The 26,647-nt window shown below is 59.7% G+C and carries 24 protein-coding genes; 10 read left to right on the forward strand and 14 right to left on the reverse strand.

Annotated features, from left to right (window positions below; genetic code table 11):
• Positions 1–34: 34 nt before the first annotated feature.
• Genes ACZRKZ_RS01705 through plsB form a run of 3 tightly spaced genes read right to left on the reverse strand, consistent with a single transcriptional unit; the run spans position 35 to position 3,704 of the window.
• Positions 35–721 carry a DUF4197 domain-containing protein gene (locus tag ACZRKZ_RS01705; RefSeq protein ID WP_463980536.1) on the reverse strand — a complete coding sequence of 229 codons (687 nt, stop codon included), beginning with the start codon at positions 719–721 and terminating at the stop codon, positions 35–37.
• A 25-nt stretch (positions 722–746) separates the two neighbouring features.
• Complete coding sequence (locus ACZRKZ_RS01710) at positions 747–1,148, reverse strand: YbaY family lipoprotein (RefSeq protein ID WP_463980537.1); 402 nt, start codon at positions 1,146–1,148, stop codon at positions 747–749.
• 51 nt (positions 1,149–1,199) lie between these two features.
• A complete protein-coding gene (plsB, locus tag ACZRKZ_RS01715; RefSeq protein ID WP_463980538.1) occupies positions 1,200–3,704 on the reverse strand; it encodes a glycerol-3-phosphate 1-O-acyltransferase PlsB in 2,505 nt (834 codons plus the stop codon).
• Between the two features lie 192 nt (positions 3,705–3,896).
• Here plsB and ACZRKZ_RS01720 point away from each other — a divergent pair, with 192 nt between their 5' ends.
• Positions 3,897–4,106: a cold-shock protein gene (locus tag ACZRKZ_RS01720; protein ID WP_032891681.1), complete on the forward strand. Its 210-nt coding sequence runs from the start codon at positions 3,897–3,899 to the stop codon at positions 4,104–4,106.
• 114 nt (positions 4,107–4,220) lie between these two features.
• Here ACZRKZ_RS01720 and ACZRKZ_RS01725 read toward each other — a convergent pair whose 3' ends face one another.
• From ACZRKZ_RS01725 to ACZRKZ_RS01740, 4 genes are all read right to left on the reverse strand, one after another.
• Positions 4,221–4,598, reverse strand: a complete 378-nt coding sequence (locus ACZRKZ_RS01725; protein WP_133102190.1) for a hypothetical protein — start codon at positions 4,596–4,598, stop codon at positions 4,221–4,223.
• A gap of 72 nt (positions 4,599–4,670) precedes the next feature.
• A complete protein-coding gene (locus ACZRKZ_RS01730; RefSeq protein ID WP_463980539.1) occupies positions 4,671–5,480 on the reverse strand; it encodes a putative RNA methyltransferase in 810 nt (269 codons plus the stop codon).
• Positions 5,480–6,631, reverse strand: coding sequence for a succinyl-diaminopimelate desuccinylase (gene dapE / locus ACZRKZ_RS01735; RefSeq protein WP_350613614.1), 1,152 nt, complete (start codon positions 6,629–6,631; stop codon positions 5,480–5,482). Before dapE ends, ACZRKZ_RS01730 begins: the two co-directional genes overlap by 1 nt.
• 109 nt (positions 6,632–6,740) lie before the next feature.
• Positions 6,741–9,332 (reverse strand): glycosyltransferase, encoded by a 2,592-nt coding sequence (locus ACZRKZ_RS01740; protein ID WP_463980540.1) that lies wholly within the window; start codon positions 9,330–9,332, stop codon positions 6,741–6,743.
• A gap of 218 nt (positions 9,333–9,550) precedes the next feature.
• Between ACZRKZ_RS01740 and tcdA the strand changes: the two genes are divergently transcribed.
• The gene (gene tcdA / locus ACZRKZ_RS01745; RefSeq protein ID WP_178114484.1) at positions 9,551–10,360 is read left to right on the forward strand and encodes a tRNA cyclic N6-threonylcarbamoyladenosine(37) synthase TcdA; all 810 of its coding nucleotides are present in this window, start codon (positions 9,551–9,553) and stop codon (positions 10,358–10,360) included.
• A 1-nt stretch (position 10,361) separates the two neighbouring features.
• On the opposite strand, the gene ACZRKZ_RS01750 is transcribed toward tcdA, so the two are convergent.
• The 4 genes from ACZRKZ_RS01750 to ACZRKZ_RS01765 all read right to left on the reverse strand — a co-directional run bounded on the left by ACZRKZ_RS01750 (position 10,362) and on the right by ACZRKZ_RS01765 (position 13,487).
• Entirely contained in the window at positions 10,362–10,784 is a 423-nt protein-coding gene (locus ACZRKZ_RS01750; protein ID WP_463980541.1) for a SufE family protein, read from the reverse strand.
• Complete coding sequence (locus tag ACZRKZ_RS01755) at positions 10,781–11,986, reverse strand: aminotransferase class V-fold PLP-dependent enzyme (protein WP_463980542.1); 1,206 nt, start codon at positions 11,984–11,986, stop codon at positions 10,781–10,783. The genes ACZRKZ_RS01750 and ACZRKZ_RS01755 overlap by 4 nt, the downstream gene beginning before the upstream one ends.
• Positions 11,987–12,056: 70 nt before the next feature.
• Positions 12,057–13,091 carry a 2,3,4,5-tetrahydropyridine-2,6-dicarboxylate N-succinyltransferase gene (gene dapD, locus ACZRKZ_RS01760; RefSeq protein ID WP_133102197.1) on the reverse strand — a complete coding sequence of 345 codons (1,035 nt, stop codon included), beginning with the start codon at positions 13,089–13,091 and terminating at the stop codon, positions 12,057–12,059.
• Between the two features lie 33 nt (positions 13,092–13,124).
• The gene (locus ACZRKZ_RS01765; protein ID WP_463968211.1) at positions 13,125–13,487 is read right to left on the reverse strand and encodes an ArsC family reductase; all 363 of its coding nucleotides are present in this window, start codon (positions 13,485–13,487) and stop codon (positions 13,125–13,127) included.
• 212 nt (positions 13,488–13,699) lie between these two features.
• Here ACZRKZ_RS01765 and ACZRKZ_RS01770 point away from each other — a divergent pair, with 212 nt between their 5' ends.
• Positions 13,700–15,343, forward strand: a complete 1,644-nt coding sequence (locus ACZRKZ_RS01770) for a Na+/H+ antiporter (RefSeq protein ID WP_463968212.1) — start codon at positions 13,700–13,702, stop codon at positions 15,341–15,343.
• 15 nt (positions 15,344–15,358) lie between these two features.
• Here the strand turns inward: ACZRKZ_RS01770 and dapC are convergent, their stop codons facing one another.
• From dapC to map, 3 genes are all read right to left on the reverse strand, one after another.
• Positions 15,359–16,558, reverse strand: a complete 1,200-nt coding sequence (dapC, locus tag ACZRKZ_RS01775) for a succinyldiaminopimelate transaminase (RefSeq protein WP_463980543.1) — start codon at positions 16,556–16,558, stop codon at positions 15,359–15,361.
• A 64-nt stretch (positions 16,559–16,622) separates the two neighbouring features.
• Positions 16,623–19,325 (reverse strand): [protein-PII] uridylyltransferase, encoded by a 2,703-nt coding sequence (locus ACZRKZ_RS01780; protein WP_463980544.1) that lies wholly within the window; start codon positions 19,323–19,325, stop codon positions 16,623–16,625.
• 62 nt (positions 19,326–19,387) lie between these two features.
• Complete coding sequence (map, locus tag ACZRKZ_RS01785; protein ID WP_133099422.1) at positions 19,388–20,170, reverse strand: type I methionyl aminopeptidase; 783 nt, start codon at positions 20,168–20,170, stop codon at positions 19,388–19,390.
• Between the two features lie 385 nt (positions 20,171–20,555).
• On the opposite strand from map, the gene rpsB reads away from it, so the two are divergent.
• From rpsB to ispC, 7 genes are all read left to right on the forward strand, one after another.
• Positions 20,556–21,293 (forward strand): 30S ribosomal protein S2, encoded by a 738-nt coding sequence (gene rpsB / locus ACZRKZ_RS01790; RefSeq protein ID WP_149412994.1) that lies wholly within the window; start codon positions 20,556–20,558, stop codon positions 21,291–21,293.
• A gap of 207 nt (positions 21,294–21,500) precedes the next feature.
• Positions 21,501–22,364, forward strand: a complete 864-nt coding sequence (gene tsf / locus ACZRKZ_RS01795) for a translation elongation factor Ts (RefSeq protein WP_463968215.1) — start codon at positions 21,501–21,503, stop codon at positions 22,362–22,364.
• Between the two features lie 211 nt (positions 22,365–22,575).
• A complete protein-coding gene (pyrH, locus tag ACZRKZ_RS01800) occupies positions 22,576–23,319 on the forward strand; it encodes a UMP kinase (protein ID WP_133099419.1) in 744 nt (247 codons plus the stop codon).
• Entirely contained in the window at positions 23,316–23,873 is a 558-nt protein-coding gene (gene frr / locus ACZRKZ_RS01805; RefSeq protein WP_133099418.1) for a ribosome recycling factor, read from the forward strand. Before pyrH ends, frr begins: the two co-directional genes overlap by 4 nt.
• 16 nt (positions 23,874–23,889) lie before the next feature.
• A complete protein-coding gene (gene uppS / locus ACZRKZ_RS01810) occupies positions 23,890–24,645 on the forward strand; it encodes a polyprenyl diphosphate synthase (protein ID WP_463980545.1) in 756 nt (251 codons plus the stop codon).
• The gene (locus ACZRKZ_RS01815; protein WP_463968218.1) at positions 24,645–25,451 is read left to right on the forward strand and encodes a phosphatidate cytidylyltransferase; all 807 of its coding nucleotides are present in this window, start codon (positions 24,645–24,647) and stop codon (positions 25,449–25,451) included. Before uppS ends, ACZRKZ_RS01815 begins: the two co-directional genes overlap by 1 nt.
• Positions 25,448–26,638, forward strand: coding sequence for a 1-deoxy-D-xylulose-5-phosphate reductoisomerase (ispC, locus tag ACZRKZ_RS01820; protein ID WP_463980546.1), 1,191 nt, complete (start codon positions 25,448–25,450; stop codon positions 26,636–26,638). Before ACZRKZ_RS01815 ends, ispC begins: the two co-directional genes overlap by 4 nt.
• Positions 26,639–26,647: the final 9 nt, after the last annotated feature.

Below are 26,647 nucleotides of genomic sequence, written 5' to 3' on the forward strand. Positions count from 1 at the left end.
CTGTTTTGATTGAAGTGTTCTTTTTGCCGTTTGGTTACAGCGCCCCGAACACCTTCTTCGCCAAACTGGTGGCCGCCGCCGCCGGATTCTGGCGAATGGTTTCTTCCTGCTGGGCAATCATCTTGAACAACCCGTCCAGGGCTTGCTCGGTCACGTAGTTTTCGATGCTGGCGCTCTTGTCGCCGAGCAAGCCCATCGGGGCTTTTTTGGCGAGGGCGTTGTACTGCTGGGCTACGCCGACCTTGTCAGTGGATTGCTTGACGATGGGCAGGAACTTGGCGCGGATCTGCTCGCGGCTACTTTTGTCCAGATACTGGGTGGCTGAATCCTGGCCGCCGCTGAGGATACCCTTGGCATCGCTCACGCTCATGTTTTTCACAGCATTCACCAGAATAGGCTGGGCCTGTGTCACGGCTGATTCGGCCGCCTTGTTCATGCTGGTTTCAAGTTGCGTGAGTTGGTCGCCCATGCCGAGCATTTTCAGCGCCCCGGCGGCTTTGTCCAACTTGCCTGGCAAGCCGATTTTCACCTCGGGGTTATTGCTGAAACCACCGGGTGTGCCCAGTTGCTTGACGGCAATCTGCGCGCCCTGGGTCAGTGCGTCCTTGAGGCCGCCGGTGGCGTCGCCCTGGGACAGGTCGCCCAAGGACAGGGCCATGGCGTTGGCGCCGAGCAGCAGGCCGGCACACAGGGCGGTGAGGCGCAGGGAGTTACGGAGCATGAGCACTTCCTTCTATTCGATTCAATCAGTGGGCGACGGCATCGACGCGCAGGCGCAACGGCTGTGGGTCCTGGCCGTTCAACTGCACCGAATGCCGTTCGGTGGTGATAAACAGTAGCTTGCCATCCAGTTCGATGCGAGCACTGACCGAGTAACTGTGGCCAGGCTTGACCTGGGCTGGGTCGTAGCTCAAGTGAAACGGCAGGGGCACCTGGCCGTTGACCGGGCCTTTTTGCTCGGCCAGGGTCACCGATGGTGCATCGGCCAGGGACACGTCCAGCAGGCTGACACTCAAGGTGGCGCTGGGTGGCAGCGCGATGCGTTGCAGGTAGAACACTTCACCGTCGAGGCTGGCCTTGGGAGCGGGTTGCATGGTTTGGCAGGCTCCCAGAAGGGCGGTCAGGCCCAGGAGGATGATTTTTTTCATGGTGGAACTCCTTGTCAGTGGCGCCAGAAACACCCTGGCGCCTCATTAAACCTAGCGGGTTTTTTCAGGTTCGACGGGCTTGTCAGTCGCCTCATCACTGCGATGCAACGCTACCTGGCGAATTGACAGGCGAATCTCCGCCGGCAACACGCGCTTGGCCGCGCCTTCGGCCAGTTCGCCCAGCAGCGGGTGATAACTCAGCTTGCCGGCTTCGTCGCGGCGCAGCACATCCTGCTTCAGAAGTGTCTGGATAAAATGTCGGAAAAGGCTCTTGTCGAAGAACTCCGGGGCGTTGAGACCATGGAGGATCGACAGGCGCTGAGCCATGACGGTGCAGAGGTCTTCCAGTTCTTCGGCGCTGATGCTGTTCTGGCCACTGTTGAGCAACAGCGAGATGGCCATGTAGAAGCGTTGCAGAGTCTGGGCAATGCTCTTGGACAGCAGGGTCAGCAGCACAAAGTTCCGCGAGCTCGGTGCCGGGCGCAGGTAGACGTCGTTCTCGAAGCGCAGCAGGCCTTGTTCGACGAACGCTTCGAGCCACTGATCGACCACCGCGTCCAACTCGTCAAGGGACCAGCGGATAAACAGTTCCGATTGCAGGTACGGATAGAGTGCGCGGGTGTAGCGCAGGATCTGTTCGCGGCTCATCCGCGAGCTGCTCTGGAAGAAACTGGCCAGCAGCGCAGGCAGGGCGAAAATGTGCAGTACGTTGTTGCGGTAGTAGGTCATCAGGACGGCATTTTGCTCGTCCAGGTAAAGAATCTTGCCCAGGGCATCGCTCTGTTCCGAGAGCAGGTCCATGTCCTTAACGTGCTTGATCAGCGCCTGGCCATCGCCTTCGGGCAAGGTGGTGTGGGGCGAGTAGGGCACCCGGCGCAGCAGCGCAAGATACAGGTCCAGCATCCGCGCCATGGCCTGGTCGTCCAGGGCCAGGCGGGTGGTGGACAGCAGCGCCAAGGCCACCAGGTTTACCGGGTTGATCGCTGCGGCTTCGTTCAAGTGCCGCGCCACCCGCTCGCCGAGTCGGTTGGTGGTTTCGTTAAGCCAGGCGGGCTTGTAGTTCGGGCCCAGTTCCTGGGCGCGCCAGTCGGGTTGCTCCTGATCAAGGAATTCAGCCAGTTTGATCGGTTCGCCGAAGTTGACCGCAACTTGGCCAAAGCGCTGCTTGAGGGCACCGAGAACCTTGAAGATATCGAAAATCGACTCTTTCTTTTTAGTCGCGCCGCGCAGTTCGCCGAGGTAGGTGCGGCCTTCCAGCACCCGTTCGTAACCGATGTACACCGGCACAAACACGATGGGCATGCGCGAGGAGCGCAGGAAACTGCGCAGGGTAATCGCCAGCATTCCAGTTTTCGGTTGCAGCATGCGCCCGGTGCGGGAGCGTCCGCCTTCGACGAAGTACTCCACCGGAAAGCCCTTGGTGAACAGGGTGTGCAGGTATTCGTTAAACACCGAGGTGTACAGCGGGTTGCCCTTGAAGGTACGGCGCATGAAAAACGCCCCGCCGCGGCGCAACAGGCTGCCGATCAGCGGCATGTTCAGGTTGATCCCCGCGGCGATGTGCGGCGGGGTCAGGCCGTTCTTGAACAGCAGGTACGACAACAGCAGATAGTCGATATGGCTGCGGTGACATGGCACGTAGATGATTTCGTAACCCTGGGCGACCTTTTGCACGCCATCGATGTTATTGACCTTCACACCGTCGTAGATCTTGTTCCAGAACCAGCTCAGCACGACTTCCATGAACCGGATGGCGGTGTAGGTGTAGTCCGAGGCGATCTCGTTGCCATAGCGCAGTGCCTGGGCCTTGGCCTTTTCCGGGGTGATCTTTTCCCGTTCGGCCTCGTCGAGGATCGCCTGGCGCACCAGTGGCATGTTGACCAGGCCTTTCACCAGGTTGCGCCGGTGAGACAGGTCGGGGCCGATCACCGCGGTTTTCAGGTTACGAAAGTGCACCCGCAGGATACGTTGAGCCATGCGCACGGTGCGCTCATGGCCTTTATTGTGCTCGATCAATTCGCGCAGATTAATTGGCGCAGAGAATTGCACTCGGGTCTTGCGGCCGAGGATCAGGATGCTCAGCAGTCGACGCAGGCGGCCGGTGACGGCCCAGCTGTCGGCGAACAGCAGTTTCCAGGGGCTTGACTCGCTTGCCGGCGACTGGCCCCAGAACACGCTGACCGGAATAATCTGCGCATTTTCTTCGGCGTGTTCGGCAAGGGTGCTGACCAAGCGGGTCAGGGTGGGCGGCGCGCCGCGCTTGTCCTGGCGGCCAAGCCAGTCCGGGTCGGGCGTCAGGTAGAAGAACGCCGCCGGCTCCAGCAACGAGCCGACCGATACCGGCAGCACCGGGCGCGGCAGGCCGGCCTTGGTGCACTCGGTATCGACCACGGCCAATTCGGTGAGTGAGGGCGATTGCAGGACGTAAAACACCGGTCGGCTGCGGTCCAGGTTCAGGGTGAGGGACGACTGGTTGATCGTCTCCGAGCGAACCCAGAGGTACAACAGTCGGCGCAAGGTGCCAAATACCAGACGGCGGAACGGGGAGCGGGTCATAGGTGTGCTGCTTTGAGTGGAAAAAACCGAGCAGATACTCGGGCCGCTAGTGTGCCGTATTCATCGAAAATCGGCAAAAAAGCGCCGATATAAACTTGAGTTGAGAGTTCTTGAGCCTGTCATATACTCGGCAGTTCAATGCGACTGACTCAACCATAAAACTCAACAATAAAAGCAGGTGGGGGCAAACAGATGGCAACGCGCGAGACAGGTAATGTGAAGTGGTTCAACGACGCCAAGGGCTACGGCTTTATCCAGCGTGAAGACGGCAAGGATGTGTTTGTACACTACCGCGCCATTCGTGGTGATGGGCATCGTTCCCTGGCAGAGGGCCAGCAGGTGGAATACGCCGTGGTGACCGGCGAGAAGGGCTTGCAGGCGGAGGATGTGGTCGGCCTGTAAGGCCATGCCTGTGTAGGGGCGGGCTTGCTCGCGATAGTCGCTAACGATAACGCGTGCATCCTGAATGACCGCGGTGCCCTTAAGGCCATCGCGAGCAAGCTCACTCCTATAGGTTCAGGCTGTTTTCCAGATGATCTCTTCTTCACCATCCACGCTGATCCGCATCCAGCGGTCGGCGGTTTCTTCGCCTTCTTCCTCAACCCAGCTTCCCGGAGCGCAACGTACTTCGACGTTGAGCGCGGCAAAGGCTGCACGGGCGCAGGCGATGTCGTCTTCCCACGGCGTCTGGTCGCTTTCCAGGTGCAGGCTGTTCCACTTGCCTACGGCCTTCGGCAACCATGTAACAGGTACGCTGCCGGCCTTGCATTTGTAGGTCTGGCCTTTCTGGACCCAGTCGGTGCATGGCCCCAGGGCTTCGCCGAGCCAGGAGGCAATGGCCTTGTAGTCGACGTCGGCGTCCTTGAGGTAAATCTCGATATCGGGTTGGCGCATGGATATTCCTCACTGCGGGTTTCGAAAATCCATTCGCGGATTCAGGACGGGCTCGAAAGCCCAAATAGGGGGTTATTGAAGCACGAAATAGTCGTAACGCATCGACACGGTGACCAGCAGCGGTTCAGGGTGCTCAATCACCTGGGCCCGGCGCTCGGCGCTGGCACGCCAGCCGTGGGGCGTCATGGCCAGCAGGTTGGCGCGGTCCTTGGGGTCCGCCAGGCTAAGCTTGAACTCCAGGGTTTCGCTGTGTTGCAAGCGCATGCCTTGCGGCACCAGCGCCAAGTGCTTGTCGTCGGTGTACTCGCGCACTTCGTCGTACAGGCGTTCGCGTAGCTCCATCAGGTGGCCGCTGGTAGGGCCGACTTTCATCAGGCCGCCGCCAGGGCTGAGCAGGCGCTTGGCCTCTAGCCAATCCAGTGGGCTGAACACGCTGGCGAGAAACTGGCAGCTGGCATCGGCCAACGGCACCCGGGCCATGCTGGCGATCAACCAGGTCAGCGCCGGGTTGCGTTTACAGGCGCGCTTGACCGCCTCCCGGGAAATATCCAGGGCATAACCCTCGGCGCGGGGCAGGGCATCGGCGATTTGCGCGGTGTAATAACCCTCGCCACAACCGATGTCCAGCCAACGCTGGGGCGATTGCTCAGCGGCCAGTTCTGCCAGGCGCTTGGCCACTGGCGCGTAATGGCCAGCGTTGAGAAAATCGCGGCGTGCTTCAACCATGGCCAGGTTATCGCCAGGGTCACGGCTGTTCTTGTGTTGTACCGGCAACAGGTTCAGATAACCCTGGCGTGCTCGGTCGAAGCGGTGTCCGACCGGGCAGGCCACGCCATTGTCCACTGCGTTCAGCGGTGCGCTGCAAATGGGGCAAGCGAGCATCAGGCGAGCAACTTGATCAGGGTCTGGTAATAGATTTCGGTCAGCACATCGAGGTCGCTGGCGAGGATGCGCTCGTTGACCTGATGGATTGTCGCGTTGACCGGGCCCAGCTCAACCACCTGGGTGCCGAGGGTCGCGATGAAGCGCCCGTCAGACGTGCCGCCGCTGGTGGAGGCCTTGGTCTCGCGACCGGTAATCGCCTTGATGCTGGCCGAGACCGCGTCGAGCAGCGCGCCCGGTTCGGTAAGGAACGGCAGGCCCGACAGCGCCCACTCCACATGCCAGTCCAGGCCATGCTTGTCGAGAATCACCGCGACTCGTTGTTGCAGGCCTTCGACCGTCGACTCGGTGGAGAAGCGGAAGTTGAACACCGCCACTAGATCACCGGGGATCACGTTGGTCGCGCCGGTGCCGGAATTGAGGTTGGAAATCTGGAAGCTGGTCGGCGGGAAGAAGGTGTTGCCATCGTCCCAATGCTCTGCGGCCAGTTCAGCCAGCGCCGCAGCGGCCAGATGAATTGGATTCTTTGCCAGATGCGGGTAGGCCACATGGCCTTGCACGCCGCGTACAGTCAGGGTGGCGCCGAGCGAGCCGCGACGACCGTTCTTCACTACATCGCCCACCAGCGTGGTGCTCGACGGTTCGCCAACGATGCACCAGTCCAGACGCTCCTTGCGGGCCGCCAGGCGCTCGATCACGGCCTTGGTGCCGTGGTGCGCCGGGCCTTCTTCATCGCTGGTGATCAGGAAAGCCACCGAACCCTTGTGGTCCGGGTAGTCGCTGACAAAGCGCTCGGCGGCCACCAGCATGGCTGCCAGGCTACCTTTCATGTCCGCCGCGCCACGGCCGCAGAGCATGCCGTTTTCGTCGATCAACGCGTCGAACGGATCGTTCTGCCAGGCTTGCACCGGACCGGTGGGCACCACGTCGGTGTGACCGGCAAAGCACAGCACCGGGCCTTCATGCTTGCCGTGGGTGGCCCAGAAGTTATCCACATCCTCGATGCGCATCGGCTCAAGCTGGAAACCGGCGTCGCCCAGGCGCTGCATCATCAGCTTCTGGCAATCGGCATCGATTGGCGTCACCGACGGGCGACGGATCAGGTCGATAGCGAGTTGGAGGGTCGGCGAAAGGTCGGCGTGGGCCGTCATGGGGAACTCCGGAAGCTTTTATAGATGAGCAGGCAAGGCGCGCAAAATGGCGGATATCTTAAAGCAAAACGGCGGCCAGAGGCCGCCGTTTAGTGCATTGCGCAAGATTTTACGAAGCTGGCACAGGTTCAGGCGCCGCGGCCGGTTTCGGCAGCGAAGACAGGAACGCCATGATCAGCGCCGCCAGGTAGGGTAACGACTGCACCAGCAGCATCACTACCCAGAAGCGCATGTCATTACTCGGCAGGCCCTGCACCAGGTAGATCCCCAGCGCCGCGCCCCACAACAGCAGCATGATGAACAATTCTTCCCGGGCTTCAGAAATAGCTACCCAGAAACCGTGGTTATCGGCGTTTTTCGGTGTGCGAAAGAACGGAATACTGGTGGTGAAGAAGCCGTACAGCACCGCCTTGGCGATGGTGTGGGACAACGCCAACCCGGCCAGCGCTGCGCAGAACGCATCCTTGAGGTTCACGCCAACGGCGCGACGGTAGAGGAAGATGATCTTGCCGACCTTGAACACGAAGAGCGCCAACGGCGGGATCGCGAAGATCAGCAGTGGCGGGTCGACCCGCGTCGGCACGATGATCATCGCTGCCGACCACAACAGGGCGCCGACGGTGAAGAAGATGTTCATGCCGTCTGCCACCCACGGCAACCAGCCCGCGAGGAAGTGGTAGCGCTGGCCGCGGGTCAGTTCGGTGTCCTTGCCGCGCAACAGACTGGCGGTGTGACGCTTGATGATCTGAATCGCGCCGTAGGCCCAACGGAAACGCTGTTTCTTGAAGTCGATAAAGGTATCGGGCATCAGGCCCTTGCCGTAGCTGGTGTGGTAATACGCCGCCGACAGGCCTTTTTCAAAGACTCGCAGGCCCAGTTCGGCATCCTCGCAGATGCACCAGTCGGCCCAGCCCAGTTCCTCCAGCACCGAACGGCGGGTCATGGTCATGGTGCCGTGCTGGATGATCGCGTCACGGTCGTTGCGCGTCACCATGCCGATATGGAAGAAGCCTTTGTATTCGGCGTAGCAGAGCTTCTTGAAGGTACTTTCGTTCTGGTCGCGATAATCCTGGGGCGATTGCACCACGGCGATTTTCGGGTCGGCGAAGTGCGGCACCATGTGCTTGAGCCAGTTGGGGTCGACGCAGTAGTCCGAGTCGATCACCGCGATCACTTCGGCGTCCTTGGCGGTGTGCGGGATCAGGTAGTTCAGCGCGCCGCCCTTGAAACCGGCCAGGGGCGAGACGTGGAAGAACTTGAAGCGCGGGCCGAGGGTTTCACAGTAGTCGCGCACTGGTTCCCACACGGCCGGGTCCTTGGTGTTGTTGTCGATGATCAGGACTTCGTAGTCCGGATAGTCGAGGGCGGCCAGGGCGTCGAGGGTTTGTTTGACCATCTCCGGTGGCTCGTTGTAGCAGGGCACGTGGATAGAGACTTTCGGGCGGTAGTCCGAATCCCCGGTCACCGGGAGGAATTCACGCCGACGCTTGTGGGTCCAGACCGCTTCCGCCAGTTCATGGGCCTCGGTCAGCAACACGATAAACACGCCCAGGGCGCCGAGTGCCAGCAGGAAACCCACCGTCAGGCTGAACCAGGTGCTGTATTGCTGGCTGTAGTCGTAGCCGATCCACACCAGCACCGACCCGCAGAGGAAGGCGATAAAGGTCAGAAAAGTACGACCGCGCTGGCGCAGGGCCGAGCCGTCGATCATCAGCAGGGTCAGAGACAGCAGCGCCAACACCACCGACCCGATGGCCAGCACACGCCATTGTGGGATCGCCACAACGGGGCCTTCAAAGTTGAATTTCTGCTGGCGCGCGGCGTTGAACACACCCCAATAGGCGCCCACCGAACCTTCATCACTGGCCTTCCACGGCTGATCGAAGGCTTCGATCACAAAGTAGTTGTAGCCCTGGCGGTTGAGTTTGTTCACCAACGTGCGCAGGTAAATTGCCTGGTCGGCAGGGGACGCATCCGAACCGCCACGCATCCGGCCATTGCTCGGCCAGCCAACCTCCGACAGCAACAACGGCTTTTTCGGGAAAATCTTCTTCAGATCCCGGGCACGGTCGAGCACGAACTGGCCGGCCTTATCCACCGGGATATGTTCCCAGTACGGCAGGATGTGCGCGGCGATCAGGTCGACGTGCTTGCCCAGTTGCGGGTTGTGTTCCCAGATGTGCCACTGCTCGGAGGTAGTTACTGGCACTTTCACTGCGGCGCGGACCCGGTCCAGCAGGACGATCAGCGCTTCGGGGGTGATTTCCTTGCGGAACAGGGCTTCGTTGCCCACCACTACCCGCACGACACTGCGCGAGCTGTTGGCGATCTCGATGGCGCGCAGGATCTCGCGCTCGTTGCGCTCAAGGTCCGGGCTGATCCAGATCCCCAGGGTTACCCGCAGGCCGAATTCTTCCGCCAGTTTGGGAATATCCCCCAGGGTGGCGTCGACCGAATAGGTGCGGATGTTGTCCGTCAGCTTGCTCATGATCTCCAGATCACGGCGCATTTGTTCGTCGGTGGGGTACTGGTCTTTCTGCGGGTACTGGCCTTGCTGGAATGGCGAGTAGGAAAAACCGGAGATCTGTTCAGGCCAGTTGGGGGTAGTGACCGGGCGGTTGATCAACGCCCAGAAGCCGGTGAACAGCGCGGCAATCGCCAGCACCACCACCAGGTTGAGTCCAAATTTACGCGATGACATAGCTATTTCGGGTTCCAAAGGGTGTGGAACGAAAAGAGGTGTCGGCCTGCGCCGAACGGCGCGCATCCTACACTGGCCTTCGACTTACCGTACAGCAAGCCGAGAAAAACCGGACATTGGGCAGCGAAAGTTCATCTAAGTTCTTAACTTGTAGTTTGTAGCTTAAAACTTGTCGCTGCGTAGCCCTATAATGCGCGCCGGTTTTTGGGGTAATGGTCATGAGTACAGAAGATCCACGGTTTGCTGGCATCGCCCGTTTGTATGGCATTGAAGGCCTGGAACGCTTGAAAGCGGCCCATGTGGCCATTGTCGGCGTCGGCGGTGTCGGCTCCTGGGCGGCAGAAGCTATCGCCCGCTGCGGCGTGGGCGAGATCTCGCTGTTCGACCTGGACGACGTCTGCGTCAGCAACAGCAACCGCCAGTTGCACGCGCTGGACAGCACCGTGGGTCAAGCCAAGGTCGAGGTCATGGCCGAGCGCCTGCGCGGGATCAACCCGGATTGCACCGTGCATGCGGTGGCGGACTTCGTCACCCGCGAGACCATGGCCGAGTACATCACCCCCAACATCGACTGCGTGATCGACTGCATCGACAGCGTCAACGCCAAGGCGGCGCTTATTGCCTGGTGCAAACGGCGCAAGATCCAGATCATCACCACCGGCGGCGCGGGCGGGCAGATTGATCCGACGTTGATTCAGGTGTGCGATTTGAACCGTACGTTCAACGATCCATTGGCATCGAAAGTGCGCTCGACCTTGCGCCGCGATTACGGCTTTTCCCGCACCGTGACCCGGCATTACAGCGTGCCGTGTGTGTTTTCTACGGAGCAGCTGCGTTATCCCAAGCCTGATGGCAGCATTTGCCTGCAGAAGAGTTTTGTTGGGGATGGGGTGAAGCTGGACTGTGCTGGTGGGTTTGGTGCGGTGATGATGGTGACCGCGACGTTTGGCATGGTGGCGGCGACCAAGGCGGTGGATAAGATTGTGGCTGGGGTGCGCAGGCCTTCTGATCGGGTCAAGATTACGTAGATTACGGTCGGTTTTCTGAGTACAAACTCAGCGCCCGCATCCTCTGCAGCACCGCATTCAACCCATTACTACGCGAAGGCGACAACTGCCGCGACAATCCCAGTTGTTCAAACCAGCCAGGCAGATCGATAGCTTGCAATTCAACCGCCGACAAGCCGTTAACCCGAGCCAGCAGCAACGCCACCAGCCCACGAATTAACCGCGCTTCGCTGCTGGCGGCAAACTGCCAATGCCCATCCTGCAAGTGTCCCACCAACCACACCAGGCTTTCGCAGCCCTGCACCAGGTTGGCATCGACCTTGTCCGCATCAGGCAGTGCCGGTAGCTGCTCGCCCCATTGCATCAACAGTCGGGCACGTTGCTCCCAACTGCCAACTGCCTGAAACGCTTCCAGAGCAGCCACTGCCTGCGCTGGCAAACTCATAGCAGCATGTCCAAAGCCTGATCCAGCGCCTCGAAGAAGCGCTCCAGGTCATCGGAATCGTTGTACAGCGCCAGGGAAACCCGGATCGCGCCCGACAGTCCCATGTGCTTGAGCAACGGCATCGCGCAATGATGGCCTGCGCGTACGGCAATGCCTTGTTCGGTCAGCAGGTGGGCGAGGTCGGCGTTATGCACACCCTCCACCACAAAGCTGGCCAAGGCCACTTGCGGTGGACCCAGCAGCCGTACGCCATTACGCGTCCGCAAGCCGCGCAACAGATAGTCATGCAGCGCAGCTTCGTGGGTCATCACCGCTTGCTGATCCAGTGAACTCAGGTAATCCAGGGTCGCCCCCAGGCCAATTACCCCGGCAATCGGCGGTGTGCCCGCCTCAAAACCCAGGGGGGCCGGGCGAAAGCTGGCACTGTGATAGTCGGCCTGCTGCACCATCTCGCCGCCAAACTGCCAATGGCGCAGGTGGTGTAAGGCTTCGTTGCGGCCGTAGAGCACGCCGACGCCATCCGGGCCGTAGAGTTTGTGGCTGGAAAATACATAGAAGTCGCAGCCCAGGGCCTGGACGTCGTGACGGCCGTGGACGATGCCTTGTGCGCCATCGACCACGGTCAACGCGTCCTGAGCCTTGGCCATCGCCAACAACGCTGGCAAGGGTTGCCAGGTGCCGAGCACATTGGACAGTTGGCTCACCGCCAGCAGTCGAGTGCGCGGGCCGATTAATTGGTCGGCGGCTTGCAGGTCGATCAAGCCATCATCGCCCAGGGGCAACACCACCAGCTCAAGCTCGCGGCGTTTGGCCAGTTGCTGCCAGGGCAGCAGGTTGGCGTGGTGTTCCAGGGCGCTGATGACAATCTCATCGCCAGGAGTAAAAAGATGCTCAAGGCCGTAAGCCAAGAGGTTCAGCGCTGATGTCGCGCCGTGGGTGAAGATGATTTGCCCGCCCTCGCCAACATTGAGCCACTGCGCCACCTTGCTGCGACTGTTCTCGAAGGCTTGGGTCGCATGGGCGCCCGGCAAATGCTGGGCACGGTGCACATTGGCTGCGCCATTGGCGTAGTAATGGATGGTCGCGTCCAGCAGGGCTTGAGGTTTTTGCGTGGTGGCGGCGTTGTCCAGATAGGTCTGGCCTTGCCGTTGCAGGGTGGCGATGGCCGGAAAGTCGGCGCGCCAGGGAGAGGGCACAAGCATGGTGTTCAAGACTCGTATGAGCGAGCCGTACCCGAAGGTACGACCTGCTCCAGTGGCATCGAGTCGCTGCTTAGTTGTGAGCGTGCAGCGCTGCGTTCAGTTCGATGGCCGATTTGTGGGTTTTGCATTCCACGGCACCGGTCTCGGAATTACGGCGAAACAGCAGGTCAGGTTGACCCGCCAGTTCGCGAGCCTTGACCACCTTGACCAGTTGGTTCTGCTCGTCGAGCAGCGCCACCTTGGTGCCGGCGGTCACGTACAGGCCCGACTCCACGGTGTTGCGGTCGCCCAGCGGGATACCAATACCGGCGTTGGCGCCGATCAGGCAGCCTTCGCCAACCTTGATCACGATGTTGCCACCGCCCGACAGGGTGCCCATGGTGGAGCAACCGCCGCCCAGATCCGAGCCCTTGCCGACGAACACGCCAGCCGACACGCGGCCTTCGATCATGCCCGGGCCTTCGGTGCCGGCGTTGAAGTTGACGAAGCCTTCGTGCATCACGGTGGTGCCTTCGCCGATGTAGGCGCCCAGGCGGATCCGCGCGGCGTCAGCGATACGCACGCCGCTCGGCACCACGTAGTCGGTCATTTTCGGGAACTTGTCCACCGAGAACACTTCCAGCAACTCGCCACGCAGGCGCGCTTCCAGTTGGCGTCCGGCCAGTTCCGACTGGTCGATGGCGCCCTGGCTGGTCCAGGCCACGTTTGGCAGCAGCGGGAAAACCCCAGTCAGGTTCAGGCCGTGAGGCTTGACCAGGCGGTGAGACAGCAAATGCAGCTTGAGGTAGGCCTCAGGCGTGGAAGTCAGCGCCGCGTCTTCGGCCAGCAGGGTGGCGACCAGCGGGTTATGGCTTTCGGCCAGGCGAGTCAGCAGGGCGGCTTGGGTGGCATCTACATTTTTCAGTGCGTCAGCCAGTTGTGAGGCCTGGGCGATGCTCAGGGCGATGGCCTGGTTGCCTTCGCTGTAACCGAGGATCGGCGCGATGGCAGCAAGGATCTCTGCCGATGGATTGATCAATGGTTGTGCGTAAAACACTTCCAGCCAAGCACCTTGGCGGTTCTGAGTGCCGACGCCGAAGCCTAGGCTGAACAGGGAATTGGACATGCTGTTACCTCTACACAATTGGTATGGGCTGGCCTACTTGAGGGCCGCCGAATAAACATCTGGCTTGAAGCCAATCAGGGTTCTGTCACCCAGATCAAGCACCGGGCGCTTGATCATCGAGGGTTGTGCGAGCATCAGTTCAATCGCTTTCGCCTGGTCGAGATCGGCTTTGCGTTCGTCTTCGAGTTTGCGAAAGGTAGTGCCTGCACGGTTCAAAACCACCTGCCAACCGTGCTCATTGCACCATTGGGTCAAGTGTTCACGGTCGATACCGGCTGTTTTGTAGTCATGAAACTCATAGCTGAGAGCGTGTTCATCGAGCCAGGTGCGCGCCTTTTTCATGGTGTCGCAGGCTTTGATGCCGAAAAGGTGCAACGTTTTGCTTGAATCGGTCAAGGAATTGCCCCCCTTTGGGCTGCTGGAAACGAAAGGTCACGGATTATGCCACGGCCAGAGCATTTCGGTGCCGCTCGTCACCACCTCGTGTCAGGGTGTGCGACTTTTGTTCAACGGCCCGTCGGCAGCATAAGCGGCTAATATGGCACTTCAACGGCGAGGTGTTGCCTGATGTGTGTCGTAGTAAATCGATTGGCTGGGAATTCCGCGTTATGCAAACCGCTTACACCGTCCTTATTCTGCTGATGCTGGTCAGTGTTTCGCGTCTTGTCGGGCGTGTGATCCCGCTGCCGTTGCCGCTGGTGCAGATCGCCGCCGGGGCCCTGCTCGCCTGGCCGACCCTGGGGCTGCACGTGGCGCTGGACCCGGAATTGTTTCTTTTCCTGTTTTTGCCGCCGCTGCTGTTCTCGGATGGCTGGCGTATGCCCAAGCGCGAACTGTGGCGCCTGCGCGGGCCGATCCTGACGCTTGCAGTGGGGTTGGTGCTGTTCACAGTGGTGGGCGCTGGGTATTTCATCCATTGGCTGCTGCCGACCATCCCCTTGCCGGTGGCCTTCGCCCTTGCGGCGGTGTTGTCGCCGACAGATGCCGTGGCGGTATCGGCCATTTCCCAGAATCGCTTGCCAACACCCTTGATGCACATGCTTCAGGGCGAAGCGCTGATGAACGATGCATCGGGCCTGGTGACCTTTAAGTTTGCCCTGGTGGCGGCGGTGACCGGTGTGTTCTCCCTGGCCAATGCCAGCCTGACATTCGTGCTGGTGGCGCTTGGCGGGCTGGCCATCGGTGTGGCCTTGAGCTGGCTGGTGGGCCGCCTGCGGGCCTGGATGATCGCCCGAGGCTGGGACGATCCGGCAACCCACGTGGTGTTCATGTTGCTGCTGCCGTTTGCCGCCTATGTATTGGCTGAGCGCTTGGGCGCTTCGGGGATTTTGTCGGCGGTGGCGGCCGGGATGATGCAGAGCTGGCTGGACTTGCTGCCGCGTCAGACCAGCACGCGTTTGCTCAATCGCAGCGTCTGGTCGCTGCTGGAGTTTGCCTTCAACGGCCTGATCTTCCTGTTGCTGGGCCTGCAACTGCCGGACATCATCAAGGCGGTAACCAGCCACGAAGCTACCTTGTGGCCGACCTTACTGTATCGCTGCCTGGACGTGATCGCGATTTTCCTGGTGTTGCTGGTGCTGCGGTTTATCTGGGTGCAAAGCATCTGGCGACTGTCGGGATTGCTACGGCGCTTGCGGGGTAAAAGCGAACTGACGTTGGTGCCGACAGCCCGTTCCTGCTGGCTGTTGACGGTGGGTGGAGTGCGTGGGGCAGTGACCCTGGCAGGTGTGATGTCGGTGCCGTTGCTGCTGACGCCCGGCGAGGCCTTCCCGGAGCGTGATCTATTGATATTCATCGCTGCCGGGGTAATTTTGCTTTCTCTGGTCGCCGCTTGCATCGCCTTGCCGTTGTTGCTGAGGGGGATCGAAAAGAGCCCGGATGACAAGCGTCGCGGCGAGGTGCGTGATGCCTGGAAGAAAACCGCCGAAGCGGCGATTCACGCCCTGGAGGCCGAGGAGGCAGCAGAAGCTGCGCCCCAGGACGCCGCCCAGGCCGCGCTGGCCACTGAACTCAAGGCGCGGATCATGTCGGAGTATCGCCATCAACTAGAAGTGTTCAACGACTCGGCCGAAGCCCAGGCCCTGGCGCTACACATGGATCAACTGGAGCGCAAGTTGCGGCTCAAGGCCTTGCGGGCACAGCGCCTGGAGTTATATAGCCTGAGTCGCCATCACCAGATTGGCGATGACGTGCTGCGGGAGGTGTTGGCGGACCTGGATATGAGTGAGGCGAATCTGGGCCATATCAAATGACCCGGATATCGAGTCTTACCGACGACGCTGGATAAAGTCGCGAATCCGCTCCGCCGCTTCCACGCACTCGGCCAGTGGCGCAACCAGCGCCATGCGCACGCGCCCGGCGCCGGGGTTGAAACCGTCGACTTCCCGGGACAGGTAAGAACCTGGCACCACGGTCACATGTTCTTCCACGAACAAATCCCGGCAGAAGGCCGCATCATCGCCTTCGACACTCGGCCACAGGTAGAAACTGCCATCCGGGTTTTGCACGTCCAGCACCGGCTTGAGAATAGCCAGCACAGCGGCGAATTTTTCCCGGTACAGGTCGCGGTTGGCTTGCACATGGGCCTCATCCTGCCAGGCGGCAATGCTCGCCAGCTGGGTTTGTACCGGCATCGCGCAGCCGTGGTAGGTGCGGTACAGCAGGAAGGCCTTGAGGATTTCGGCGTCACCGGCGACAAAACCTGAGCGCAAGCCTGGCAGGTTGGAACGTTTGGACAGGCTGTGGAACACCACGCAGCGTTTGAAATCCTGGCGGCCCAGTTCGACGCAGGCACTGAGCAGGCCCGGAGGCGGGGTTTGTTCGTCGAAGTACAGCTCGCTGTAGCACTCGTCGGCGGCGATCACGAAGTCGTATTCGTCGGCCAGGGCGATCAGTTTTTTCAGGGTGTCGACCGGAATCAAGGCGCCGGTCGGATTGCCTGGCGAGCATAGGAACAAAATCTGGCAGCGTTTCCAGACGTCGGCCGAGACCGCATCGAAATCAGGGTTGAAGCCGTTTTCGACCAGGCACGGCAGGTAATGTGGCTTGGCCCCGGCGAGAAACGCTGCACCTTCGTAGATTTGGTAGAACGGGTTCGGGCTGACCACTAGCGCGTCGTCGCCCCGGTTGACCACGGTCTGGGTGAAGGCGAACAGCGCTTCACGGGTACCGTTGACGGGTAGGATGTTGCGCGCCGGGTCCAGCCAGCCCTTGGGTACGCTGAAGCGGCGTTCGCACCAGGCGCCAATGGCTTCGCGTAACGCCGCAATGCCCAGGGTACTCGGGTACACCGCCATCTGATCGAGGTTGTTGGCCAGGGCCTCGGCGACGAACGTCGGGGATTTGTGCTTGGGCTCGCCGATGGACAGGGCGATCGGGCGTTTGTCCGGGTTCGGTGTGACGCTCCCCAGCAGGGCGCGCAATTTCTCGAACGGATAGGGCTGCAACTGGTTCAGGGCGTTGTTCATCGGTGGATCTCGTGCAAGGCGGTGAAAGCTGGATAAGAGGAGGCAGTGAGATAGCCCCCGTCAGTCAAATACTCAATCGCGACAACTCAACCCCTGGTTCCTGGCTCACGCTTAACTGCTCGACGATTGCATCCTGCAAGCGACGGCAAAGTTCAGGGTCGGAAAGAGGCTGATTGTCAGCATCGGTAATAAAAAACACGTCTTCCACTCGTTCGCCCAGGGTTGCAATCTTGGCGTTTTGCAACGACAGGTCGAACTCCAGGAAAATCGTGCCGATCCGCGCGAGCAGGCCCGGGCGGTCCGGGGCGCTGAGTTCCAGTACCGTCACTGGGCGCTGGGCGTCGTTGTGGATGGTCACCTGGGGTGCAAAGGCGAAGTGTTTGAGTTGGCGCGGCACCCGACGCTGGATGATGGTCGGGTAGTCGTCAGGGTTGCGCAGTGCTTCGGTGAGGCCTTCGCGGATCTTTTTTACCCGCGCCGGGTTGTCGCCGATGGACTCACCCTCGTTGTCGAGCACGATGTAGGTGTCGAGGGTGAACTGGCTGCTGGAGGTGATGACCCGAGCGTCGTGAATATTCAGGTTGAGCTGGTCCATCGCCGCCACGGTCACGGCGAAGAAGTCATGCTGGTCCGGTGCATAGATGAAGATTTGCGTGCCGCCTTCGAACTCGCGCTGGGTGGTTTCCTTGATCAGCACCAGCGGGCCGACATCGGCCGGCTGCTGCAGGATCGCGTCGCTGTGCCAGGCCACGTCGCCAGCAGTGTGGCGCAGGAAGTAGTCGTCACCCAGTTGCGACCAGAGTTGCTCGACATCGTCTGGGTCGTTGCCGCCGCGCACCAGGATGTCCAGGGCGGCACTTTGGGTGCGCCGGATCTGTTCTTCGCGGTCCACCGGGTTCTCCAGGCCGCGACGCAGGGCGCGCTTGGTCTCGGTGTAGAGCTGGCGCAACAGGCTGGCGCGCCAGGAATTCCACAGCGTCGGGTTGGTGGCGTTGATGTCGGAGACGGTCAGCACGTACAGGTAATCGAGATAGGTTTCGTCACCGACGGCCTGGGCGAAGTCATGGATCACCTGCGGGTCGGACAGGTCCTTGCGCTGGGCGGTGGTGGACATCACCAGGTGGTTTTGCACCAGCCAGACAATCAGGCTGCTATCCCACAGCGGCAGTTGGTGGCGCTGGCAGAATGCCTTGGCGTCCACCGCGCCGATTTCCGAGTGATCGCCGTGACGGCCCTTGCCGATGTCGTGGTACAGGCCGGCGAGGTAGATCAGTTCCGGCTTGGGTAGCTTGACCATAAGCTTGCTGGCCAGCGGGAACTTCTCTGATACCTGGGTGTACTGCAACTTACGCAGGTGCTTGATCAGGTTCAGGGTGTGGGCATCGACCGTATAGATGTGGAACAGGTCGTGCTGCATTTGCCCGACGATAAAGCCGAACTCCGGTAGGTAGCGCCCGAGAATGCCGTAGCGGTTCATCCGGCGCAGGTTGCGGTGGATGCCGAATTTGCACTTGAACAGTTCGATAAACAGGCTGGTGTTGCGGATGTCATTGCGGAAATTATCGTCGATCAGGTGACGATTTTCCCGCAATAGACGAATGGTATCGGCGCGTACGCCTTTGATTTCCGGCTGCTGGGCCATCAGTACGAAGATTTCCAGCATGGCGAATGGCGTGCGGTTGAACACGTTGTCGTTGCGGGCCTCGATGTAACCATCATGCAGTTGGAAGCGGGAGTTGATGGGTTGTGGCGGCGCTTCGTCTTCCGGAGCGAGGATCACTTCTTCGAAGTGCTGAATGATCAGGTCGCTGAGCTGGGCAATGCTCATGACCACCCGGTAGTACTGCTGCATGAAGCTTTCGATACTGGTCTTGGCGTCTTCGCCTTCAAAGCCCAGTAGGGTGGCGATGGCGCGCTGGTGATCGAACAGCAGGCGGTCTTCGGAGCGCCCCGCGAGCATGTGCAGGGCGTAGCGCACCTTCCACAGGAAATCCTGGGACGAGGCCAATAGAGCGTTTTCGCTCTCTACCAAGAAGCCTTCGCCGGCCAGTGCGCGCAGGTTCAGGGTGCCGTACTGGCGACGAGCTACCCACAAAATGGTCTGGATATCCCGCAGGCCGCCAGGGGAGCCTTTGACGTTGGGTTCCAGGTTGTATTCGGTGTCGTTGTACTTGTGATGACGGGCTTTCTGCTCGGCACGCTTGGCCAGGAAGAAGTCCTTGCTCGGCCACATGCGCTCGGTGCTGGTAACTTCCAGCATGCGTATGCGCAGGCGCTCGGGGCCGCTGATGGTGCGGCTTTCCATCAGGTTAGTGACCACAGTGAGGTCGGCGCGGGCTTCCTGAGCGCATTCATCCACCGAGCGCACGCTTTGTCCGACTTCCAGGCCGATGTCCCACAACAACGTCAGAAAACGCTCGATGGAGTCGCGGAAAATCTCGTGGTCGGCGCTGTCCAGCAGGATCAGCAGGTCGATGTCGGAGTAGGGGTGCAGTTCGCCGCGACCGTAGCCGCCGACCGCCACCAGGGCGATGTCGGCGTCTTCGCTCCAGGTGAACTGTTCCCAGGCCTTTTGCAGGATATTGTCGACGAACCAGGCGCGGTCTTCGATCAGCCGCCGGATATCCCGACCACTGCGAAAGCGCTCATCGAGCACATCCCGGGCCTGGCGGATGGCCTTCTTGAAGGCGGCGATGGGGCTTGCCTTCAGGGCCAGTTCAGCCTGGAACTGGCCACGATCGAAGAGTTCGGGATCCACCTGGGGCATTGATCGGCTTTCCTTTCTATCTATAAGTCACAACAGCTGTGTGCGAAAAACCGGTGCAAGCCTCAGGCCGAAACGCGGGGGATCGTGTCGTCGGCGCGCAGGGTGAAGATCTCGTAGCCGGTTTCGGTGACCAATAGGGTGTGCTCCCACTGGGCCGAAAGCTTGCGGTCCTTGGTGATGGCGGTCCAGCCGTCGCCCAGCACCTTGGTGTCGGCCTTGCCCTGGTTGATCATCGGTTCGATGGTGAAGGTCATGCCTGCTTTGAGTTCCATGCCGGTGCCCGCGCGGCCGTAGTGCAGGATTTGCGGCTCTTCGTGGAACACCTTGCCGATGCCATGGCCGCAGAATTCGCGAACCACCGAGAAACCGTTCTTTTCCGCGTGCTTCTGGATCACTTCACCGATGTCCCCCAGGCGGCAGCCGGGCTTGACGATCTCGATGGCTTTGTACATGCATTCCTGGGTGATCTGCGACAGGCGTTCGGCCCATACGGGAACAGTGCCGACGTGGAACATGCGGCTGGTGTCACCGTGGTAGCCGTCCTTGATCACGGTGACGTCGATGTTCAGGGTGTCGCCGTCTTTCAACGGTTTGTCGCCCGGGATCCCGTGGCAGACCACGTGGTTGATCGAGGTGCAGATCGACTTGGGGAAACCCTTGTAGTTCAGCGGAGCAGGGATGGCTTTCTGCACGTCGACAATATAGTCGTGGCAGATGCGGTCCAGTGCTTCGGTGGTGACGCCGGGCTTGACGTGTTCGGCAATCATTTCCAGTACGTCGGCAGCCAGTTTTCCGGCAACGCGCATTCCAGCAATATCTTCGGCGGTTTTGAGGGTGACGGTCATACAGGCTCTCTCTAGCGCATAGCGCTGAAATCAATACGGTTTACAGGCGTGCGACAAAAGGTTGCAGCATTCGCACAAGCCTAAAAAACGTGATTCTACCAGACGCGGGGTGCAAACCATGAACGTATGGGCATCGCTTCTATCTATTAGGTGTGGGCATTCTGGCTCTATTCAAAGGCTTGCGCAAAAGTGACTGGCGGCAAATGTGATTGCGGGTTTCGTTTTTTTCCTCTGTGTGGTATAAAATGCGCCGCTTTCCGGGGATACCCCGCAAAGCTTAAATCCACACACGTGTCGACACGATGACCTGGGTGCCGGAGGCTTAAAGCCGCTGGTTGGTCATTGGGATACGTGGAGGCCAAACCCGACTTACTAAGGAACTATCATGTCCCAAGTCAACATGCGCGATATGCTGAAGGCCGGTGTCCACTTCGGTCACCAAACCCGTTACTGGAACCCGAAAATGGGTAAATACATTTTCGGTGCACGTAACAAGATTCACATCATCAACCTTGAAAAAACCCTGCCAATGTTCAACGAAGCTCTGACTTTCGTAGAGCGCCTGGCCCAGGGCAAAAACAAGATTCTGTTCGTCGGCACCAAGCGTTCCGCTGGCAAGATCGTTGCTGAAGAAGCAGCACGTTGCGGTTCGCCGTACGTCGATCACCGCTGGTTGGGCGGCATGCTGACCAACTTCAAAACCATCCGTGCTTCCATCAAGCGTCTGCGTGACCTTGAAGTGCAAGCCGAAGACGGGACTTTCACCAAGCTGACCAAGAAAGAGGCGCTGATGCGCACTCGCGATCTTCAGAAGCTCGATCGTTCCCTGGGTGGTATCAAGGACATGGGCGGTCTGCCTGACGCACTGTTCGTTATCGACGTTGATCACGAGCGTATCGCGATCACCGAAGCCAACAAGCTGGGTATCCCGGTTATCGGCGTAGTCGATACCAACAGCAGCCCGGACGGCGTTGACTACATCATCCCAGGCAACGATGACGCAATCCGCGCTATCCAGCTGTACATGGGTTCGATGGCTGACGCTGTTATCCGTGGCCGCAACCACGTTGCTGGCGGTGCCGAGCAGTTTGTTGAAGAAGCTCCGGTAGCTGCTGCTGAGTAACTGACGCCTTGGCGTTGACTCAGTAAGCAAAAAGGGGGCTTGGCCCCCTTTTTGCCACCTCGAAAACCATTTGTCGGCGCCCACTTGTGGCAGCGCATCTATTGCGCTTGTAACGTGCAGCGGCCTACAAGGGTGGGGTTCGGGAAGAATTGATCGCCCGTTCGATCGGGTGGAATGGTTGAAGACCTATCCAAGAGGATTTTGAAAATGGCAGAGATTACTGCAGCGTTGGTCAAAGAACTGCGTGAGCGTACTGGCGAAGGCATGATGGATTGCAAGAAGGCCTTGACCAAGGCTGACGGCGACATCGAAAAAGCCATTGATGACATGCGTGCTTCGGGCGCCATCAAGGCCGCCAAGAAAGCAGGCAACATTGCTGCTGAAGGCGCGATCGCTATCAAGGAAGACGGCAAGGCTGCCGTTATCATTGAAGTCAACTCGCAGACCGACTTCCTGGCCCTGCAAGACGACTTCAAGAGCTTCGTCGCTGCCAGCGTTGAAAAAGCCTTCGCTGACAAACTGACTGACGCTGCTCCACTGATCGCCGCTCAAGAGCTGGCGCGTGAAGCACTGATTGCTAAAGTAGGCGAAAACGTCAATATCCGTCGTCTGGCCCGTATCGAAGGTGACGTTGTGGGTGCTTACCTGCACGGCAACAAGATCGGCGTAGTTGTGGCTCTGAACGGCGGCAACGTTGAGCTGGCCAAAGACATTGCGATGCACGTAGCTGCCAGCAACCCTGAGTTCCTGCTGCCGTCGCAAGTTTCCGCTGAAGCCATCGAACGCGAAAAAGCCGTGTTCATGAGCCTCAACGAAGACAAGATCAAAGGCAAGCCTGCTGAAATCGTCGAGAAAATGGTTGCTGGTCGTATCAGCAAGTTCCTCGCCGAAGCTAGCCTGGTTGAGCAGGCGTTCGTCAAGAACCCTGAAATCAAGATCGGTGAACTGGCCAAGAAAGGCGGCGCTGAAATCGTTTCCTTCACCTACTACAAAGTAGGCGACGGCATCGAGAAGCCGGTCGACAACTTCGCTGAAGAAGTTGCTGCCCAGCTGGCTGCCAGCAAGAAGTAAGACAGTTTTCAACTGTCGCCCAAAAGGAGGCTGCCCGCTTACGCGCGCAGCCTCTTTTCAAATGGGGTGACCGATTTTATTTGGTTTCCCTGCGGAACTGGCTTACAAAGCCGTGTTCCGATGGCGCTGTGACAGCGTCCAGCTAGAGTGAACGCAGGCCGTAAACGGCTTGCCAAGAATTTTTAAAAATACGCCGCAGGAGAGATTCGCAATGGCTCAGCAGGGCAGTGGTTATCAGGCTCGCTATAAACGCATTCTACTCAAGCTTAGCGGCGAGGCCCTGATGGGCTCGGAAGAGTTCGGGATCGATCCCAAGGTACTCGACCGCATGGCGCTGGAAGTCGGCCAGCTGGTCGGTATCGGTGTCCAGGTCGGCCTGGTGATAGGCGGCGGCAACCTGTTCCGCGGTGCGGCACTCAGCGCTGCTGGCATGGATCGGGTAACCGGCGACCACATGGGCATGCTGGCCACTGTGATGAATGCCTTGGCCATGCGCGATGCTCTGGAACGGGCCAACATTACGGCGATCGTGATGTCTGCTATTTCCATGGTTGGTGTAACCGATCACTATGACCGCCGCAAAGCCATGCGTCACCTGGATGCCAAGGAAGTGGTGATTTTTGCTGCCGGTACCGGCAATCCCTTCTTCACCACCGACTCTGCAGCCTGCTTGCGCGGCATTGAAATCAATGCGGACGTGGTTCTTAAGGCGACCAAGGTTGATGGCGTTTACACTGCTGACCCGTTCAAAGACCCGCATGCCGAGAAGTTCGATCATCTGACTTATGATGAAGTGCTGGATCGCAAGTTGGGTGTGATGGATCTGACAGCTATTTGCCTGTGTCGCGACCACAAGATGCCGCTGCGCGTATTTAACATGAACAAGCCCGGCGCCCTGCTGAACATCGTACACGGCGGCGCAGAAGGGACTCTGATCGAGGAGGCTCAACAATGATCAACGAAATCAAGAAAGACGCTCAAGAGCGTATGCACAAATCCCTAGAGTCTCTGGCCCATGCATTTGGCCAGATTCGTACCGGCAAGGCGCACCCGAGCATCCTGGGCAGCGTGATGGTGCCGTACTACGGCGCAGACACTTCCATCACCCAAGTGGCCAACATCACCGTAAAAGACTCGCGCACCCTGCAAGTCGTGGCCTTTGAGCGCAATATGCTCGGGGCAGTCGACAAGGCAATCCAGAGTGCTGGTCTGAACCTCAATCCGACCAACCTGGGCGAGTTGTTGTTGATCTCCATGCCTGCCCTGACCGAAGAAACCCGTAAGGGTTTTACCAAACAGGCGCGTAGTGCTGCGGAAGATGCTCGTGTTGCCGTGCGCAACATTCGTCGCGATGCCTTGGGTGACCTGAAAAAGCTGGTTAAGGACAAGGAAATCAGCGAAGACGAAGAGCGCCGTGCTGCTGCGGATATCCAGAAGCTGACCGATAAGGCTGAGTCTGATATCGACGCGGCCACCAAGCAAAAAGAAGCGGACTTGATGGCTGTATAAGGGTCAGGACGTTTTCATGGAAAACACCAAGCAGACTGTGCCCGCCGTGGTGCCGCGCCATGTCGCGATCATCATGGACGGGAATAATCGCTGGGCGAAAAAACGCTTTATGCCGGGTGTCGCCGGGCATAAGGCGGGTGTCGATGCGGTACGGGCTGTGATCGAAGTGTGCGCAGAGGCCAAGGTCGAGGTGCTGACCTTGTTTGCCTTCTCCAGTGAAAACTGGCAGCGCCCGGCCGAGGAGGTCAGTGCCTTGATGGACCTGTTCTTCAAGGCCCTGCGTCGTGAGGCCAAGCGCCTGAACGACAACAACATCAGCCTGCGCATCATCGGTGATCGCTCGCGCTTCCGTCCGGAGTTGCAGGCGGCCATGCGCGAAGCCGAGGCGATTACCGCCGGTAGTAATCGGTTCGTACTGCAAATCGCAGCCAACTATGGTGGCCAGTGGGATATCGCCCAAGCCGCGCAGCGTCTGGCGCGCGAAGTGCAGGCTGGTCATCTGCGACCCGAAGACATCACGCCTGAACTGTTGCAAACCTGCCTGGTAACTGGTGATCTGCCGTTGCCGGACTTGTGTATCCGTACCGGTGGCGAACACCGCATCAGCAACTTCCTGTTGTGGCAGTTGGCCTATACCGAGCTGTACTTCTCCGACCTGTTCTGGCCGGACTTCAAACACGATGCCATGCGCAATGCGCTGGCCGATTTCGCTTCCCGTCAGCGTCGCTTCGGTAAAACGAGCGAGCAGATCGAAGCTGGAGCCCGGGTTTAATGCTTAAACAACGAATCATCACGGCACTGATCCTGCTGCCGATTGCCTTGTGCGGGTTTTTCCTGCTCGAAGGTGCCGGCTTTGCGCTGTTCATCGGCCTGGTTGTGACCTTGGGTTCCTGGGAATGGGCGCGCCTGGCCGGTTTCACCGCGCAGCTGCATCGTGTGGTGTACGCCGTCGTCGTGGCGCTGATGTTGTTTCTGATGTACATCCTGCCAGATATGGCGCCTTGGGTGCTTGGCGCTGCGGTGCTGTGGTGGACGCTGGCGACCTTCCTGGTGCTGACTTACCCGCGAACCAGCGGCCATTGGTCCAGTGTCGCCTGCAAGCTGGTGATAGGTCTGTTGATTCTGCTGCCGGCCTGGCAAGGCCTGGTCTATATCAAGCATATGCCCTTGGGCAACTGGCTGATCATGGCGGTGATGGTGCTGGTCTGGGGTGCTGATATTGGCGCTTACTTTTCCGGCCGGGCCTTCGGCAAGCGCAAGCTGGCGCCGGCGGTAAGTCCTGGCAAGAGCTGGGAAGGTGTATACGGTGGTTTGTTACTGACGCTGGTGATTACTGCTGTCGTTGGTGTTGTGCGTGGCTGGACCGTCAAGGAAATACTCCTGGCCCTGGTGGGTGCTGCGGTGGTCGTGCTGATCTCGGTGGTCGGAGATCTGACCGAAAGCATGTTCAAGCGCCAGGCTGGGGTCAAGGACAGCAGCAATCTGCTTCCGGGTCACGGCGGCGTGCTGGACCGCATCGACAGCCTGACAGCAGCTTTGCCGATCTTTGCCGTGCTGTTGTGGATGATAGCCTCGTGAGCCGTCTGCAGCAGATTACCGTGCTGGGAGCCACCGGCTCGGTAGGGTTGAGCACGCTGGATGTGATTGCCCGTCATCCGGAGCGTTATCAAGTCTTCGCCCTGACTGGCTTTAGCCGCTTGAGCGAGTTGTTGGCGCTGTGTGTTCGTCACGTGCCGCAATTTGCGGTAGTGCCTGAGGCGGCGGCTGCGCGTGGTTTGCAGGATGATCTGCGGGCGGCGGGGCTATCGACTCAAGTGCTGGTGGGGGAGGAGGGGTTGTGTCAGGTATCCGCCGATCCTGATGTCGATACCGTTGTCGCTGCCATTGTCGGTGCGGCGGGCCTGCGTCCAACCCTGGCCGCCGTTGACGCTGGCAAGAAGATTCTGCTGGCCAACAAGGAAGCGCTGGTGATGTCCGGCGCACTCTTTATGCAGGCGGTGCGCAAGAGCGGCGCCGTACTGCTACCGCTGGACAGCGAGCACAATGCTATTTTCCAGTGTATGCCCGGTGATTTCGCCCGTGGCCTGAGCCAGGTGGGTGTACGCCGTATTTTGCTGACCGCGTCCGGCGGCCCGTTCCGGCAGACGCCGCTGGCTGAGCTGGAGCATGTCTCCCCTGAACAAGCCTGTGCCCATCCCAACTGGTCGATGGGCCGCAAGATCTCGGTGGATTCGGCCAGCATGATGAACAAAGGTCTCGAACTGATTGAGGCATGCTGGTTGTTCGATGCGCGGCCGGATCAGGTCGAGGTGGTGATTCACCCGCAAAGCGTGATTCATTCCCTGGTCGACTACGTGGATGGCTCGGTGTTGGCCCAATTGGGTAATCCGGACATGCGTACGCCGATCGCCAACGCCTTGGCCTGGCCCGAGCGCATTGATTCGGGTGTTGCTCCTCTGGACCTGTTTGCCATCGCCCGGCTGGATTTCCAGGCCCCCGACGAGCAGCGCTTCCCGTGCCTGCGTCTGGCGCGTCAAGCTGCCGAGGCAGGTAACAGCGCGCCAGCGATGCTCAATGCGGCCAATGAAGTGGCTGTGGCGGCGTTTCTCGAACGACGCATCCGTTTCCCGGAGATCGCGAGTATCATCGAGGACGTTCTGAGCCTTGAACCTGTGGTCGCCGTTGATGACTTGGGCGCAGTCTTCGAGGCTGATACAAAGGCCCGGGCCCTGACCGAACAATGGTTGAGCCGCAATGCGCGTTAACCTTTTTGG

The organism is Pseudomonas sp. c313 (genome assembly GCF_055407145.1).

Excerpts from the sequence above, each read along its gene's own strand:
- ACZRKZ_RS01780 (WP_463980544.1), bottom strand. The coding sequence starts at position 19,325 with ATGCCCCAGGTGGATCCCGAACTCTTCGATCGTGGCCAGTTCCAGGCT.
- ACZRKZ_RS01755 (WP_463980542.1), bottom strand. The coding sequence starts at position 11,986 with ATGCTTGTGCCCTCTCCCTGGCGCGCCGACTTTCCGGCCATCGCCACC.
- ACZRKZ_RS01720 (WP_032891681.1), top strand. The coding sequence starts at position 3,897 with ATGGCAACGCGCGAGACAGGTAATGTGAAGTGGTTCAACGACGCCAAG.
- rpsB (WP_149412994.1), top strand. The coding sequence starts at position 20,556 with ATGTCCCAAGTCAACATGCGCGATATGCTGAAGGCCGGTGTCCACTTC.
- uppS (WP_463980545.1), top strand. The coding sequence starts at position 23,890 with ATGGAAAACACCAAGCAGACTGTGCCCGCCGTGGTGCCGCGCCATGTC.
- map (WP_133099422.1), bottom strand. The coding sequence starts at position 20,170 with ATGACCGTCACCCTCAAAACCGCCGAAGATATTGCTGGAATGCGCGTT.
- dapD (WP_133102197.1), bottom strand. The coding sequence starts at position 13,091 with ATGTCCAATTCCCTGTTCAGCCTAGGCTTCGGCGTCGGCACTCAGAAC.
- plsB (WP_463980538.1), bottom strand. The coding sequence starts at position 3,704 with ATGACCCGCTCCCCGTTCCGCCGTCTGGTATTTGGCACCTTGCGCCGA.
- ACZRKZ_RS01725 (WP_133102190.1), bottom strand. The coding sequence starts at position 4,598 with ATGCGCCAACCCGATATCGAGATTTACCTCAAGGACGCCGACGTCGAC.
- tcdA (WP_178114484.1), top strand. The coding sequence starts at position 9,551 with ATGAGTACAGAAGATCCACGGTTTGCTGGCATCGCCCGTTTGTATGGC.
- dapE (WP_350613614.1), bottom strand. The coding sequence starts at position 6,631 with ATGACGGCCCACGCCGACCTTTCGCCGACCCTCCAACTCGCTATCGAC.
- tsf (WP_463968215.1), top strand. The coding sequence starts at position 21,501 with ATGGCAGAGATTACTGCAGCGTTGGTCAAAGAACTGCGTGAGCGTACT.
- ACZRKZ_RS01770 (WP_463968212.1), top strand. The coding sequence starts at position 13,700 with ATGCAAACCGCTTACACCGTCCTTATTCTGCTGATGCTGGTCAGTGTT.
- ACZRKZ_RS01705 (WP_463980536.1), bottom strand. The coding sequence starts at position 721 with ATGCTCCGTAACTCCCTGCGCCTCACCGCCCTGTGTGCCGGCCTGCTG.
- ACZRKZ_RS01740 (WP_463980540.1), bottom strand. The coding sequence starts at position 9,332 with ATGTCATCGCGTAAATTTGGACTCAACCTGGTGGTGGTGCTGGCGATT.
- dapC (WP_463980543.1), bottom strand. The coding sequence starts at position 16,558 with ATGAACAACGCCCTGAACCAGTTGCAGCCCTATCCGTTCGAGAAATTG.
- pyrH (WP_133099419.1), top strand. The coding sequence starts at position 22,576 with ATGGCTCAGCAGGGCAGTGGTTATCAGGCTCGCTATAAACGCATTCTA.
- ACZRKZ_RS01815 (WP_463968218.1), top strand. The coding sequence starts at position 24,645 with ATGCTTAAACAACGAATCATCACGGCACTGATCCTGCTGCCGATTGCC.
- frr (WP_133099418.1), top strand. The coding sequence starts at position 23,316 with ATGATCAACGAAATCAAGAAAGACGCTCAAGAGCGTATGCACAAATCC.
- ACZRKZ_RS01750 (WP_463980541.1), bottom strand. The coding sequence starts at position 10,784 with ATGAGTTTGCCAGCGCAGGCAGTGGCTGCTCTGGAAGCGTTTCAGGCA.
- ACZRKZ_RS01710 (WP_463980537.1), bottom strand. The coding sequence starts at position 1,148 with ATGAAAAAAATCATCCTCCTGGGCCTGACCGCCCTTCTGGGAGCCTGC.
- ACZRKZ_RS01730 (WP_463980539.1), bottom strand. The coding sequence starts at position 5,480 with ATGCTCGCTTGCCCCATTTGCAGCGCACCGCTGAACGCAGTGGACAAT.